The following is a 13873-nucleotide window of genomic DNA, read 5'->3' as shown; positions in this document are numbered from 1 at the left end:
CAGGGAGGTGGTGCGAAAGCGGTGCGAGTCGAGCCTGTGTTCAGTTGTGGAGGGAGTGGAAGGGGTGGGGGGATGGGGATACGGAAGGTGGAGAGAGTGGGGAAACGATTCGCCCGAGTCGTTCCCCGCCGCACGGCGGCGTGGCGTTGGCGCAGTGGATGATGGTCCTGCTGTACGAAGTGGCACGAGTCACCGCCCCCGGGGGCGCCGTCGGAATCCTCCGGCGCTTCCCGGGAACGGCTGCCGCGGACCCCGCTCGGGTCCACGGCCGGCCGGTCGAGGGCCGTCCCCCTCGACCGGACGCCGTGAGATCAGGCCTGCGCGGTGATCCGCGCGAGGCGCTGGGCCTCTTCCCGGGTGGACACGGCGATCGCGTCCTCGTCGGCGAAGAGCAGTCGGTTGTTCTCGACGATCTGCTTGCCGTTGACCAGCGAGAGGGTGACCGGGGCGGCCGCGCCGAAGACCAGCGCGATGACCGGGTCGGCGATGGAGGAGTGGGCCAGCGTGCTCAGGTTCCACATCACCAGGTCGGCGCACTTGCCGACCTCCAGCGAGCCGATGCTGTCGGCGCGGCCGAGGACCTGGGCGCCGCCGTACGTACCGAGGCGCAGCGCCTGGCGGGCGTTCAGAGCGCGCTCGCGGTGCACCGGGTTCAGCCGGTTGATCAGCAGGGCGTTGCGCAGCTCGGTGTGCAGCTCACCGGACTCGTTGGAGGCGGTGCCGTCCACGCCGAGGCCGACCGGGACACCGGCGGCGAGCATGTCCGGGACGCGGGCGATGCCCGCGGCCAGCCGGGCGTTGGAGGACGGGCAGTGCGCGACACCGGTCTTGGTGCGGGCGAACGCGGCGATGTCGGAGTCGTTCATGTGGACGCTGTGCGCCATCCACACGTCCTCGCCGAGGAAGCCGGTCGACTCGAAGTAGTCGGTCGGGCCCATGCCGAACAGTTCCTTGCAGAACTGCTCCTCCTCGACGGTCTCCGAGCCGTGCGTGTGCATGCGCACGCCGAGGCGGCGGCCGAGCTCGGCGCCCTGCCTGAGCAGCTCGGTGGAGATGGAGAAGGGGGAGCACGGCGCGACGGCGATCTGGGTCATCGCGTCGAAGGAGTGGTCGTGGTGCTTCTTGACGGTCTCCTCGGTCGCGATGAGCGCGCCCTCGGTGGTCTCGACCGCGAAGTCCGGCGGCAGGCCGCCGTCCTTCTCGCTGCGGTCCATGGAACCGCGGGCGAGGGTGAAGCGGACGCCCATCTCGGAGGCGGCGCGGATGATCGCGCCGGAGAGGTCGCCGGAGCCCTTGGGGTAGACGTAGTGGTGGTCCATCGCGGTGGTGACACCGCCGCGGGCCATCATCGCCAGGGAGCCCTGGGCAGCCGTGTACGCCATCTGCTCGTCGATGCGCGCCCACGTCGGGTACAGCGCGACGAGCCAGTTGAAGAGGTTGTGGTCGGTGGCCAGACCGCGGGTGATCCACTGGTAGAAGTGGTGGTGGGTGTTGACCAGACCCGGGGTGACGAGGTGACCCGTACCGTCGATGCGGCGGACCACGTGGTCGAGGTTCTCGGGGGCTCTGCCCGCGCCGATCGACTCGATCCTGTTGCCGGCGACGACGATGTGGCCCGAGGCGTACTCGGTGTCGTTCGCGTCTACGGTCGCGATCGCACAGTTCTCGATGACGATGCGCTGGACGGCGCTGTCATGGGCTGCCGATGCTGCCATGGGGCTTCCTCGTGCTTTCAGTGGCGGTGCGGGCACGGCAGAACCCAGGGGATTTGAGTGCCGGAGCCGGGGACCTTGGCAGCTGACAGTACTGCCGTCCCCCGTGGTGCGTCCGGGTGCCGATTCGGTGAGTTGGGGCGTGTCGCGGTGGGGGAACCGCGACGTACGGCGCCGTCCCGGGGCCACTGCGGAGCCCCGGGACGCGCCTGCCGCGTCAGAGGTTGGTCATGTCCACGGGGATGCGGGCGTCAACACCGTCGCGCAGGACCGTCGCCTCGATCAGACCGTACGGGCGGTCCGCGGCGAAGTAGACCTCGTTGTCGTTCTTGAGGCCGAAGGGCTCCAGGTCGACGAGGAAGTGGTGCTTGTTCGGGAGCGAGAAGCGGACCTCGTCGATCTCCGAACGGTGGTTGATGATGCGCGAACCCATCTGGTACAGGGTCTGCTGGAGGGAGAGGGAGTAGGTCTCCGCGAAGGCCTGGAGCATGTGCTTCCTGGTCTCGGCGTAGGACTTCTCCCAGTTGGGCATCCGCTGCTCGTCGTCCGACCAGTTGAAGCGCCAGCGGGCCGACACCTGGGTGGCCAGGATCCGGTCGTGGGCCTCCTTCAGCGTCGTGTACTTGTCCTTCACGTAACCCCAGAACTCGGAGTTCGTGGAGTTCATGACGACGAGGTCCTTGAGGCCGGAGATGACCTCCCAGTTCGTGCCGTCGTACGTGATCTGGGTGACGCGGGTCTCCATGCCCTGGCGGACGAAGGAGTGGTTCACCTCGTCGGAGCCGATGAACTTGGAGTTGGCGTCCGAGGTGGCGATCCGGTCCCAGGCGTACTCCTCGATCCGGATGCGCGCGCGCTGGATCGGCTCCTGGCTGTTCACGAACCAGCGGGCCAGGTGGATGCCGAACTGCTCGGCGGACTCGATGCCGTGCTCCTTGGCGAACGCGTACACCGTGTTCTTGGTGGTGTCCGTCGGCAGGACGTTGGCGTTCGAGCCGGAGTAGTGGACGTCGTCCATGTCGCCGGAGAGGGCGACCGAGACGTTCAGGTCCTTGATGTGGTGGGTGTCGCCGTCCCGCGTGATCTTGACGACGCGGTTCTCTGCTTTGCCGTACTGGTTCTGGCCCAGAATCGTGGCCATGCTAGCTCCCTCGGTAAACGGAGTAGCCGAACGGGTTGAGCAGCAGCGGTACGTGATAGTGCTCGCCCGGGTTCACCGCGAAGGTGATGGTGACCTCGGGGAAGAACGCACCGCTGTCCCTTACGCGGGGGGCGTCCTGCTGCGCCTCGGCTTGCTTGTCTTCGCCTTGCTTGTGCGAGAAGTACGTCTCGGTCTCGAAATCGAGACGCACGTGTGTGGTGCCCTCCGGCAGCGCCGGCAGGTCCTTGCAGCGGCCGTCCGCATCGGTGGCCGAGCCGCCCAGGGCCGCCCACTCGCCGTGGAGGCCCGTACGGGCCGCCAAGGAGATGGATACGCCCTCGGCGGGCTTGCCGATGCTGGTGTCCAGGATGTGAGTGGACACCGACGCCGTGGTCTCGGTGCTCATGCGGCGCTCTCTTCCTCGATGAGCCGGGTCAGACGGATACGGTTGATCTTGACGAGTTCGCCGCGGGCGATCTCGCGCTCCCGCTCCGGCGGGTTGTCGATCCGCACCTTGACCGCGTCCCGCATGAACTCACCGGTCGCGCCGGTGGCGCAGATGAGGAAGACGTGGCCGAACTTCTCCTGGTAGGCCAGGTTCAGTTCGAGCAGTTCGCTCCTCAGCTCCTGCGAGGCACCGGCCATGCCGCGCTGCTCGCGGGCGGAGGTCGGGTCTCCGGGCTTCGGCCGGCCGATCGGCGCGTGACCTGCCATCGCCTCGCCCAGATCGGCCGCCGTGAGCTCCGCCATGGCGGTCTCGTTGGCGGCGAAGAGGGAGTCCGCGGTGGCGAAGGGGCGCTGGGCGAGCAGTTTGCCGCCCCATGCCGAACTGGCGCACACCTCGTGCAGCTCGGCCGTGGCCTCGCTGTCGTCCAAGGCGTTGAACCGGGTGAGACCCGGTGTCGGACTCGAAGTCACGGTGGGCCTCCGTGGCCTTGTTGCATTGACGGGCTGCGCATAGCTAACGCCCTCGACAACACGGCGTCAACACTTTGTTGAAACTTCCCGTACACAAAAGCCGCCGCCCGGGTGGATTGGGGCGGCGGCTCGTCACAGCGGGTCAAAAACGCTTCACGCTTGGTTGTTCTTGTTGGGGTTTTCCCTGTTCAGGTAGTTGTAGACAGTGAAGCGGCTTACGCCCAGCGCGCCCGCGACCGTCTCCACGCCGTGCCGGACGGAGAAGGCGCCGCGCGCCTCCAGCATCCGTACGACGTCCTGCTTGGACTTCCGGTCGAGCTGAGACAACGGTACGCCGTGCCGGCGCTCCAGCGCGGCGAGGATGCGGTCCAGCGAATCGGACAGCTGGGGCAGGCGTACGGCCAGCACCTCCTCCCCCTCCCACGACAGGACGACGTCGTCGGGCAGGGCCTGGGCCGGATCCATCAGCTCGCCGCCCATCGCGTCGACCAGCGGCTTGACCGCGGCGACGAACGGGTGGTCGCGGGGCTCGGTCACGGGGTGTCCTCCCCGATCACGTTGACCTGGAGCGACACGCGGGTGGCCCCGGACTCCAGCGAATCGCGCAGCAGCGCGGCCACGGCGGTCAGCACCCGGTCGGCCTCGCCCTCGGCGGTGTTGCCGAACGGACCGACGTCCACCGCGTCCAGCTGCGCCCTCTGGATGACCTCGCGAGCGGCCACGGCATGGGCGGGGGCCTCTTCGAGATCGAAGGGCTCGGTCGTGAACTCCACTCTCAATCGCACGCAGGTCAAGCTACCCCGCGGTCTCGATTTTCCGGCAGTTCGCACTTGACATCCACGACAAGCCCCATGCAGTCTTCCATCAAGCAGAAACTAACTTCCGCAATACGGAAGGAGCGCACACCCCTCATGGGATACACGGACCAGCGCTTCGATGTGAACCTTTCGATCCTCTTCACGGAACTCCCGCTCGTGGAACGTCCGGCGGCTGCCGCCGCGGCCGGTTTCACGGCGGTCGAGCTGTGGTGGCCCTGGATCGAGACCCCCACCCCCGCACAGGAGGAGCTCGACGCCCTCAAGAAGGCTCTTGAGGACGCCGGCACCCAGCTGGTGGGGCTGAACTTCTACGCCGGCCGGCTGCCGGGCCCGGACCGCGGCGCGGTATCGGTTCCCGGTGAGGAGTCGGACCGCTTCAAGGCGAACGTCAACGTGGCGGCGGACTTCGCCGCCTCGGTCGGCTGCAGGGCGCTGAACGCCCTCTACGGCAACCGCGTCGAGGGGGTGGACCCGGCCGTTCAGGACGAGCTCGCCCTGGAGAACCTGGTCGTCGCGGCCCGGGCCGCGGACCGCGTCGGCGCGATCCTCCTGATCGAAACCCTCAACCGGCCCGAGTCGCCGCTCTACCCGCTGGTGAGCGCCCCGGCCGGCATCGAGGTCGTGGACAAGGTGAACGAGGCCACCGGCCTCGGGAACGCCAAGTTCCTGCTCGACCTGTACCACCTGGCGATGAACGATGAGGACCTCGGCGAGGTCATCGAAAAGTACGCCGCCAAAACCGGACACGTCCAGATCGCGGACAAGCCGGGACGCGGCGCCCCCGGCACCGGCGAGCTGCCCCTCGAGGAGCTGCTCGACCAGCTGAGGAAGGCCGGATACCAGGGCTACGTGGGCCTGGAGTACAAGGCCGCCGACGCCGCCGCCTCCTTCGCGTGGCTGCCGGACGGGGCCCGCGCCGCCCACTAGGCGGCAAAGTCCGGGCGATTCGCCAGGCACCGACCGCACTTTTCGTACGAAGCATGAAGAGAAGGACCCTCACCATGAGCACCCTCCCCAAGATCGCCTGGATCGGCCTCGGAATCATGGGCTCCCCCATGGCCGAGAACCTCCTGAAGGCCGGCTACCCGGTCACCGGCTTCACGCTGGAGCAGGACAAGCTGGAGCGCCTCGCCGCCGCCGGCGGCACCGCGGCCGGCTCGATCGCCGAGGCCGTCAAGGACGCCGACGTCATCATCACGATGGTGCCCGCCTCCCCGCAGGTCGAGGCCATCTCCTACGGTGAGAACGGCATCCTGGAGAACGCGCGGTCCGGCGCGCTGATCGTCGACATGTCGTCGATCACCCCGCAGACCTCGATCGACCTCGCGGCGAACGCCGCCGAGAAGGGCATCCGCGTCATCGACGCCCCGGTGTCCGGCGGCGAGGCCGGTGCCATCGAGGCCGTCCTGTCGATCATGGTGGGTGGCGAGCAGGCCGACTTCGACGACGCCCTGCCGATCCTGGAGGCCCTCGGCAAGACCATCGTCCTGTGCGGTCCGCACGGCTCCGGCCAGACGGTCAAGGCCGCCAACCAGCTCATCGTGGCGGTGAACATCCAGGCCTGCGCCGAGGCCGTCGTCTTCCTGGAGAAGTCGGGCGTGAACCTCTCCGCCGCCCTGGACGTCCTGGGCGGCGGACTGGCCGGCTCCACGGTCCTGGCCCGCAAGAAGGACAACTTCCTGAACCGCGACTTCAAGCCCGGGTTCCGGATCGACCTGCACCACAAGGACATGGGCATCGTCACCGACGCCGCCCGCAACGTCGGTGCGGCCCTCCCGGTCGGCGCGGTCGTCGCCCAGCTGGTCGCCTCGCTGCGCGCCCAGGGTGACGGCGGCCTGGACCACTCGGCCCTGCTCCGCGCCGTCGAGCGGCTCTCCGGCGCCCAGGTCTGAGCCCCGGCTCCACCCCGCGGCCCGCTCCCGCCGGGCCGCCTCCCCCCTGACGGGGGCCTGAGTCTCCGGATGGTGCCGGTGCTGACACCTGTCCTGTCGCGCCCAGGCGCCGGCACCGTCCGGATCACCTCTCCCCATCTTTGTTCAACAAACTGTTGACGCTACGTTCGGCCTGAAATTAGGCTGTTCCGCATGACGGAAGACGCTTTTCGTCAGCAGGTTCCCGTACGGAAGGTCACCATGTCGAAGCGCACGCTGACGACCGAGTCCGGCGCCCCGGTCGCCGACAACCAGAACTCCGCCACCGCCGGCGTCGGTGGCCCGCTCCTGGTCCAGGACCAGCAGCTCCTTGAGAAGCTCGCCCGCTTCAACCGTGAGCGCATCCCGGAGCGCGTGGTGCACGCCCGCGGCTCGGCCGCGTACGGCTACTTCGAGGTGACCGACGACGTCACGGCGTACACCAGCGCCGCGTTCCTCAACACGGTCGGCAAGAAGACCGAGACCTTCCTGCGGTTCTCCACCGTCGCCGACTCGCTCGGCGGCGCGGACGCGGTCCGCGACCCGCGCGGCTTCGCGCTGAAGTTCTACACCGAAGAGGGCAATTACGACCTCGTCGGCAACAACACCCCGGTGTTCTTCATCAAGGACCCCATCAAGTTCCCCGACTTCATCCACTCCCAGAAGCGCGACCCCTTCACGGGCAAGCAGGAGCCGGACAACGTCTGGGACTTCTGGGCGCACGCCCCCGAGGCGACGCACCAGATCACCTGGCTGATGGGTGACCGCGGCATCCCCGCCTCCTACCGTCACATGAACGGTTACGGCTCCCACACGTACCAGTGGACGAACGAGCAGGGCGAGGCCTTCTTCGTCAAGTACCACTTCAAGACGAACCAGGGCGTCCGCTCCCTGTCGTCGGACCAGGCCGCCGAGATCGTCGGCAAGGACGGCAACTCGCACCAGACCGACCTGCTCCAGGCGATCGAGCGCGGGGTGAACCCGAGCTGGACCCTCTACGTCCAGATCATGCCGGCCGCCGAGGCCGCGGACTACCGCTTCAACCCGTTCGACCTCACCAAGGTGTGGCCGCACGGCGACTACCCGCTCCAGCGCGTGGGCCGGCTGGTCCTCGACCGCAACCCGGACAACGTCTTCGCCGAGGTCGAGCAGTCGGCGTTCTCCCCGAACAACTTCGTCCCGGGCATCACCGCCTCGCCGGACAAGATGCTCCAGGGCCGCCTCTTCGCGTACGCCGACGCCCAGCGCTACCGCCTCGGTGTGAACCACACCCTGCTGCCGGTCAACGCCCCGAAGGCGACGAAGGCCGAGAACTACGGCCGCGACGGCGTCATGGCGCTGCGCAACGGCTCGCGCCACGACAAGAACTACGAGCCCAACTCGTACCAGGGCCCGGCCGAGACCGGTCTGGCGCTCGGCGCCCCGAAGGCCGTCTCCGGCTACACGGGCACCCACGAGGCCCCGGCCCACACCAAGGACGACGACTTCTTCCAGGCCGGTGAGCTCTACCGCCTGATGTCGGAGGCCGAGAAGCAGCGCCTGGTGGCGAACATCGCCGGCGGTCTGTCCCAGGTCACCCTGGAAGACGTCATCGAGAAGAACCTGGCTCACTTCCACGCCGCCGACGCCGACTACGGCAAGCGCGTCGAGGAGGCCGTCCGCGCCCTGCGCGACGCCTGAGCCGCACAAGCTGCACCGGGGGCCTGACGGGAGGTCAAGCCCCGGGTGCCGAGCCCGAACCGCGGACCCGGATGAGGGGTGGTACGCGGTGAGGGCAGGACGAGGACCGTGACGGGCGCGTGAGCCAGTGCGGTGGTAATGGGTTCCGAGGACCGTCTCTTGACCTGAGGGAGACGGCGCCGAGGTTCTCGTCACCGCCCGTCGCGGTCCCAGCCTCGCCGGGTATTTCCCCGGCGCCCACCACTCCGCCCGGCGGTGCGAACGTCCTGTCGCGCCAGCCTCGCTCCGTCGGGCGGTCACCACCCAAAGCGCCGAGTCACGGACGGTCCCGCGACTCGGCGCTTTGTCACGTCCGATGCGGGAGGGGCGGTTCAGCGGCACAGGGCCGCATCCACGACATCCTCCAGACGCCGCGTCGCCTCCACGTCGGCCGGGATGCTCGTCACCGCCATGTTGGCGGCGCGGCCGTCGTCGGTGACGCCGCCACGGGTCTCGTATCCCGCGAGGTCACCGCCGTGGCCCCAGTACACGCCGCCGCACGAAAGCGGCCTGCTCATGATCCCCAGCCCGTAACCGGCGCCGGTGTCCCCGATGGGAACGGTGGCGCGCATCTGGGCGAGCTGAGCCGCCGGGAGCAGCCGGCCGCCCAGGAGCGCGGTGAAGAAGCGGTTGACATCGGAGTTGGTGGAGATCAGCTGTCCTGCCGCCCAGGCCGCGGAGGGATCCACCTCCGTGAAGTCGCGCAGCGGCGCGGCCGCGGATTCCCGGCTGTAGCTCTTGGGGTGGGGCTCGCGTATGGTCCGGTCCCCGGCGGCCGGGAAGTAGGTGTGGCGCAGTCCGGCGCGCTTGATGACGCGCTCGCCCATCTCCTCGGCGAGGGGCCGGCCCGTGATCTTCTGGACGATCAGGCCCGCCACTATGTAATTCGTGTTGCTGTACGCCCATTTCTCTCCCGGGGCGAAGTCCGCCTTGTGCTCGAAGGCCAGGTCCAGGAGGTCGCGGGGTTCGAAGTACCGCCGCCGGAGGGTGTCGTCGTCGACACGGGCCTCATAGTCGGGAAGTCCGCTGGTGTGCTGGAGGAGCTGACGGACCTTGATGCGGCGCCCGTCGATCCCCTCCCCGCGCACGAGGCCGGGCAGGTAGGTGTCGACCGTGGCGTCGAGGTCGACCTTTCCCTCGCTGACCAGTTGGAGCACGACCACCGCGGTGAACGTCTTGGTGGTGCTGCCGATCCGCACCTGGCCGTCCTGCGGCACCTTCGCGCCGGTGGCCACATCACCGACCCCCGCCGTGTAGGTACGGGTACGGCCCTCACGGTCCTTGACGCTCGCCAGGGCGGCGGGCAGGCCGTCGGCGCGCACCAGCGCATCCAGACCCTGCTGGACGGTGTCCGGCCGGGGCGCGGCGAGCGCCGCGGGCGGCGCCAGGGCGCCCATGGTGAGGGCCGCGACCGCCACCGCTGCCGCCGTGACTGCGGCTCCGCGCCGGCCGCACCGCTGCCGGCCGAGAGACCGAGGCCATTTCCGGGTCTGTGCACTCATGAGTCAACTCCGTTGGAATCGTTGGGACCGCCGGGAAGGAACACTCCGATCTTGGCTCCGGGGCACTCGGGTGCGCATCGCGGGAAAGCGGGAAAAGAACCTCCCCCGATCGGGGGAGGCCCTCGCCGGGCCGCCCGGCACATACTGGCGAATGATGATCACCGGAATCCGGCCGCTGCTGCGCGGCTCCACGTATGCGGGCGCGCTGTTCGCCTATGGCGGCGCGCTGCTGAGCCTTCCCCTGCTGCCCTTCGCGATGCTGCCGGCGCTGGCGTGGCAGTCCGCTCCCGAGGGCGTGCGGATCGCCGTGGTCCTGCTCCTCTGGGCCGCTCTGATCGGCGTGACCGGGCTGGCGCGCGGTACGCGGCGGGCCCTGATCGCCGGTGCCCGCCGGCTGCTGGGGCTGCCGTTGCCGGATCCCGCGTCGGCGGCCGGCACCGACCGGTGGCGGACCCCGCTCTGGCTGCTGCTGCATGTGGCGCTGGGGTGGGCGGGGGCGCTGGTCAGCGGGGTGCTGTTCCTCATGGCCCTGGTCCTGCCCGGGGGTTGGCTCGGCGCCGAGGCGGAGCTGAGCCTGTCCGGCCGGTCGGTGCGCGCGGCGGATGGCTGGCAGAGCTGGGTGGTGGCGCTCGGCTGCCTGCTGCTGGCGGCGGTCGGGTGCGCGCTGGTGGCGGGCGCCCTGCGGTGGCTGGCGCCCAGGCTGCTCGGGCCGTCGTCGGCCGAGCGACTCGCGCTGGCGGCCGAGCGGGAGCGGAAGCTGGCCGAACGCAACCGGCTGGCGCACGAGTTGCACGACTCCATCGGCCACACGCTGACGGCGACCACGATCCAGGCGGCGGTGGCGGGCGAGGTGCTCTCCGCCGACCCGGGCGCGGCGCGGGCCGCGCTGCGCAGCATAGAGGAGTCGTCCCGGGCCGCCCTGGAGGACCTGGACTACGTACTGGGCGCGCTGCGCGAGGAGAAGGCCGGGACGGCTCCGGCCCGGACCCTGGCCGACCTGCCCGAGCTGCTCGACCGGTTGCGGCATGCGGGCGCGGTGGTGGAGCCGGAGCTGTCGGGCGACTGGGCGCAGCTGCGAGGGACGCCCTCCCGAGCGGCGTACCGGATCCTCCAGGAGGGGCTGACGAACGCGTTGCGACACGGGGCGGGCGGCCCGATCGAGGTCCGGGTGGCGGTCGGCCCGGGCGGACTGGAGCTCGGTGTGGCCAACCGGATGAGAACGGGGGCGGACGTGGGGCCGGGTGCATTCCCCACGTCCGGGCACGGCCTGCCCGGACTGGCCGAGCGCGTAAGGCTGTTGCACGGCGAGATCGAGGCCGGCCCGGACGGGCCGCGGCAGTGGCGGCTGACGGCCCGCCTGCCGGTAAGGCTGTCGGCATGAACGCCGCCGGCGCGGGCGCGGGCGGCGAGCACCACACCGCCTCCCCCGACCCCGCTCCCGCCCCCGTCACCCTGCTGATCGCGGACGACGACGAGGTCACCCGCAGCGGTCTGCGCCTGCTGCTCGCGGCGCAGCCCGGGATCGAGGTCGTCGGGGAGGCGGCCGACGGCGTCGAGGCGGTGGAGCGGGCCCGGCTGCTGCGGCCGGACGTGATCCTGATGGACGTACGGATGCCGCGCCGCAACGGGATCGAGGCCACCCGGCAGCTGCTCGCCGAGTCGGAGCGGCCGCCGAAGGTCGTGGTGATCACCACCTTCGAGAACGACGACTACGTCACCGCCGCGCTCAGCGCCGGAGCCAGCGGTTTCGTGCTCAAGCGGCGCCCCGTCCCACAGATCGCGGAGGCGGTGCGGGTGGTGGCGGCCGGGGAGGCGATCCTCTTCCCCTCGACGCTGCGCCGGATGGTCACCGCCCGCCCGCTGGCCTCCACCGCCGCGCTGCCGAGGGCGGCGCTGACGGGGCGGGAGGAGGAAGTGCTGCGGCTGATGGCCACGGGTCTGTCGAATCCGGAGATCGCGGGGTCCCTCTCGGTGACCCTGGAGACGGTGAAGACCCACGTCGGGAACGTGCTCACCAAGCTCCGCGCCCAGAACCGGACCCATGCGGTGGTGATCGCGTACGAGTCCGGCCTGGTGGTGCCGAGGTTCCCGGGCTGACGTGCGGCGCGCGCCCGCGCCCGCCACCGGCCCGCCCGGCTCAGCGCACCGGGGCGCGGCGTTCGGTGAGGCTGCCGTAGAGCTCGGGGCGGCGGGTCTGGGTCAGGCCGAACTCCAGCCAGTCGCGGCGCTGGTCGAGGTCCAGGTCGGAGACGAGGACGGCCTCGCGGTCGCGCGGGGCGCGCAGCATGGTCCGGCCGTAGGGGTCGGAGATGAAGGAGGAGCCGTAGAAGGTGGAGCGGCCCTCGGTGCCGACACGGTTGGGCACGATCATGAAGAGGGCGTTGGCGAGGCCGTTGGCGCTGATGGCGTGTTCCCACATGGGCCGGGTGTCGAAGTCCGGCAGGCCGACCTCGGAGCCGATGGCGGTGGGGTGGACGAGGATCTCGGCGCCGGCCAGGGAGTAGGCGCGGGCAAGCTCCGGGAACCACTCGTCCCAGCAGGTGGGGAAGCCGAACCGGGCTCCTTCGTGGGCGATGACGGGGAAGCCGCTGTCTCCGGGGCGGAAACACAGGTCCTCGCGGTAGCCGGGGAAGGCCGGGATGTGGTTCTTGCGGGTCCGGGCGATCAGTTCACCGTCCGCGTTCACACAGACGGCGGTGTTGTAGCCGAGGCCGCCGTCCTCGGCACGCTCGTAGAGCGAAGCGTGCACGGTGATACCGAGCCCGGTGGCGAGCTCCGCGGCGAGGGCGACGGTCGGGCCGCTCTCGACGTCCTCCAGATAGCGGGCGGCGCCATCGGCCATGGGGTCGTCGGTGTTGCAGAAGTAGGGGCTACGGGTGAGTTCCGGGAGGCAGACCAGGGTCGCGCCCTCGGCGGCGGCCAGGCGTACGCCCTCGCGCAGCCGGTCGTCGTGCTCGCCCTGGTCGGCGTACCAGCGCATCTGGACGAGGCCGACGCGCAGCGGGTCGCGTTCGGCGGGCTGGGTGCGGGCCGGGGAGCCGAGCGGGGAGCCGCAGGAGGTGAAGAGCTGGTACGCGCTCACGCCCGGGCCTCCTTGGGGAGTTGCTGGGTGATGCAGTGGACGCCGCCACCGCCGTATGCGAGGACCGGGGTCGGTACGCCGACCACCGTACGGCCGGGCAGGGCGGCGGCGAGCACGGCGAGGGCCGCGTCGTCCTGCGGGGTGCCGCCGACCGGGACCACGCAACCGCCGTTGGACAGGTAGAAGTTGAGGTAACCGACCTCGACGCGGGTGCCCGCGACCTCTCCGTACGCGGTCTGGGGGACGGGGACGACCTCCAGGGCGCGGCCGCGGGCGTCGGTGGAGGCCTCCAGGACGGCGAGGTTGGCGCGCATCCGGGCGTGGTCGGGGTGCGCGGGGTCCTCAGGGAGGGAGACGACGACCTTCGCCGGGCCGACGTAGGCGGCGACGCCGTCCACATGGCCGTCGGTCTCGGTGTCCTCCAGACCGCCGTACGGGAGCCAGATGACCTTCTCGATGCCGAGGCGGCGCCCGAGTTCGTCCTCGATCTCGGCACGGCTCATGCGCGGGTTGCGGTTGGGGTGCAGCAGGCACTGCTCGGTGGTGATGAGGGTGCCCTCGCCGTCGACGGTGATGGCTCCGCCTTCGAGGATCATCGAGGAGTGCACGCGCGGGGTGCCGAGCCGGTCCAGGAGGAGCGAGGCGAGCTTGTCGTCGGCAGTCCAGGGGTAGTGCTTCTCGCCCCAGGCGTTGAAGCGGAAGTCGATGCCGACGCGGGCGCCGTGCTCGTCGTGGGCGAAGACCGGGCCGGAGTCGCGCAGCCAGGAGTCGTCGATGGGCAGCTCGATGACCTCGATGCCGGCGCCGGAGCCGGAGCCGGTGCCGCAGGCGGCGCGGGCCTCCTCGGCCAGTCCGGGCGCGGCGATCATGAGGACGGGCTCGAAGGCGGCGATGGCGCGGGCCACCGCCGCGTACTCCTGTTTGGCCGCTTCGAAGGCGGGGCCCCAGAGGGCGGGGCGGGTGGGCCAGGCCATCAGGCAGGCGTCGTGTTCGGCCCACTCGGCGGGCATGCGCGGATTCATGGGAGTGCTCCCTTGATGCGGTCGGTGCAGGTCAGCACCCCGTGCACGA

Annotated in this window: 14 protein-coding genes; 5 read left to right on the top strand and 9 right to left on the bottom strand. The window is 70.3% G+C overall.

Annotated elements, in window-relative coordinates:
* Positions 1-311: 311 nt before the first annotated feature.
* From IE248_RS07355 to IE248_RS07330, 6 genes are all read right to left on the bottom strand, one after another.
* Positions 312-1715, bottom strand: coding sequence for an 8-oxoguanine deaminase (locus tag IE248_RS07355; protein ID WP_008738044.1), 1404 nt, complete (start codon positions 1713-1715; stop codon positions 312-314).
* A gap of 214 nt (positions 1716-1929) precedes the next feature.
* Positions 1930-2853, bottom strand: coding sequence for a factor-independent urate hydroxylase (gene pucL / locus IE248_RS07350; RefSeq protein ID WP_008738045.1), 924 nt, complete (start codon positions 2851-2853; stop codon positions 1930-1932).
* A 1-nt stretch (position 2854) separates the two neighbouring features.
* Positions 2855-3259 carry a hydroxyisourate hydrolase gene (uraH, locus tag IE248_RS07345; protein ID WP_073796924.1) on the bottom strand — a complete coding sequence of 135 codons (405 nt, stop codon included), beginning with the start codon at positions 3257-3259 and terminating at the stop codon, positions 2855-2857.
* Positions 3256-3771 (bottom strand): 2-oxo-4-hydroxy-4-carboxy-5-ureidoimidazoline decarboxylase, encoded by a 516-nt coding sequence (gene uraD / locus IE248_RS07340; protein ID WP_008738049.1) that lies wholly within the window; start codon positions 3769-3771, stop codon positions 3256-3258. The genes uraH and uraD overlap by 4 nt, the downstream gene beginning before the upstream one ends.
* A 153-nt stretch (positions 3772-3924) precedes the next feature.
* Positions 3925-4308 (bottom strand): helix-turn-helix domain-containing protein, encoded by a 384-nt coding sequence (locus IE248_RS07335; protein ID WP_073796926.1) that lies wholly within the window; start codon positions 4306-4308, stop codon positions 3925-3927.
* A complete protein-coding gene (locus tag IE248_RS07330) occupies positions 4305-4556 on the bottom strand; it encodes a thiamine-binding protein (RefSeq protein WP_008738054.1) in 252 nt (83 codons plus the stop codon). The genes IE248_RS07335 and IE248_RS07330 overlap by 4 nt, the downstream gene beginning before the upstream one ends.
* Before the next feature lie 126 nt (positions 4557-4682).
* On the opposite strand from IE248_RS07330, the gene IE248_RS07325 reads away from it, so the two are divergent.
* The 3 genes from IE248_RS07325 (at position 4683) to IE248_RS07315 (ending at position 8179) form a co-directional block, all read left to right on the top strand.
* Positions 4683-5516 (top strand): TIM barrel protein, encoded by an 834-nt coding sequence (locus IE248_RS07325; protein ID WP_100580389.1) that lies wholly within the window; start codon positions 4683-4685, stop codon positions 5514-5516.
* A 74-nt stretch (positions 5517-5590) separates the two neighbouring features.
* Positions 5591-6481, top strand: coding sequence for a 2-hydroxy-3-oxopropionate reductase (locus IE248_RS07320; protein ID WP_073796928.1), 891 nt, complete (start codon positions 5591-5593; stop codon positions 6479-6481).
* Between the two features lie 240 nt (positions 6482-6721).
* Positions 6722-8179, top strand: a complete 1458-nt coding sequence (locus tag IE248_RS07315; RefSeq protein ID WP_073796929.1) for a catalase — start codon at positions 6722-6724, stop codon at positions 8177-8179.
* 371 nt (positions 8180-8550) lie between these two features.
* Here IE248_RS07315 and IE248_RS07310 read toward each other — a convergent pair whose 3' ends face one another.
* Positions 8551-9720, bottom strand: coding sequence for a serine hydrolase domain-containing protein (locus IE248_RS07310; RefSeq protein WP_190030222.1), 1170 nt, complete (start codon positions 9718-9720; stop codon positions 8551-8553).
* 154 nt (positions 9721-9874) lie between these two features.
* On the opposite strand from IE248_RS07310, the gene IE248_RS07305 reads away from it, so the two are divergent.
* Positions 9875-11101: a sensor histidine kinase gene (locus IE248_RS07305; protein WP_190030221.1), complete on the top strand. Its 1227-nt coding sequence runs from the start codon at positions 9875-9877 to the stop codon at positions 11099-11101.
* Positions 11098-11817: a response regulator transcription factor gene (locus IE248_RS07300; RefSeq protein WP_190030220.1), complete on the top strand. Its 720-nt coding sequence runs from the start codon at positions 11098-11100 to the stop codon at positions 11815-11817. The genes IE248_RS07305 and IE248_RS07300 overlap by 4 nt, the downstream gene beginning before the upstream one ends.
* A gap of 40 nt (positions 11818-11857) precedes the next feature.
* Here IE248_RS07300 and IE248_RS07295 read toward each other — a convergent pair whose 3' ends face one another.
* Together IE248_RS07295 and IE248_RS07290 are read right to left on the bottom strand one after the other, a co-directional pair.
* A complete protein-coding gene (locus IE248_RS07295; protein WP_229895166.1) occupies positions 11858-12802 on the bottom strand; it encodes a nitrilase-related carbon-nitrogen hydrolase in 945 nt (314 codons plus the stop codon).
* On the bottom strand, positions 12799-13824 hold the full coding sequence (locus IE248_RS07290; protein WP_190030219.1) for an agmatine deiminase family protein: 1026 nt from the start codon (positions 13822-13824) through the stop codon (positions 12799-12801). Before IE248_RS07290 ends, IE248_RS07295 begins: the two co-directional genes overlap by 4 nt.
* Positions 13825-13873: the final 49 nt, after the last annotated feature.

This window comes from Streptomyces goshikiensis (assembly GCF_014650555.1).
GTDB lineage: Bacteria > Actinomycetota > Actinomycetes > Streptomycetales > Streptomycetaceae > Streptomyces > Streptomyces goshikiensis.
The sequence above is the reverse complement of the archived record's forward strand: the minus strand, read 5'-3'. Positions and strand labels throughout refer to the sequence as shown.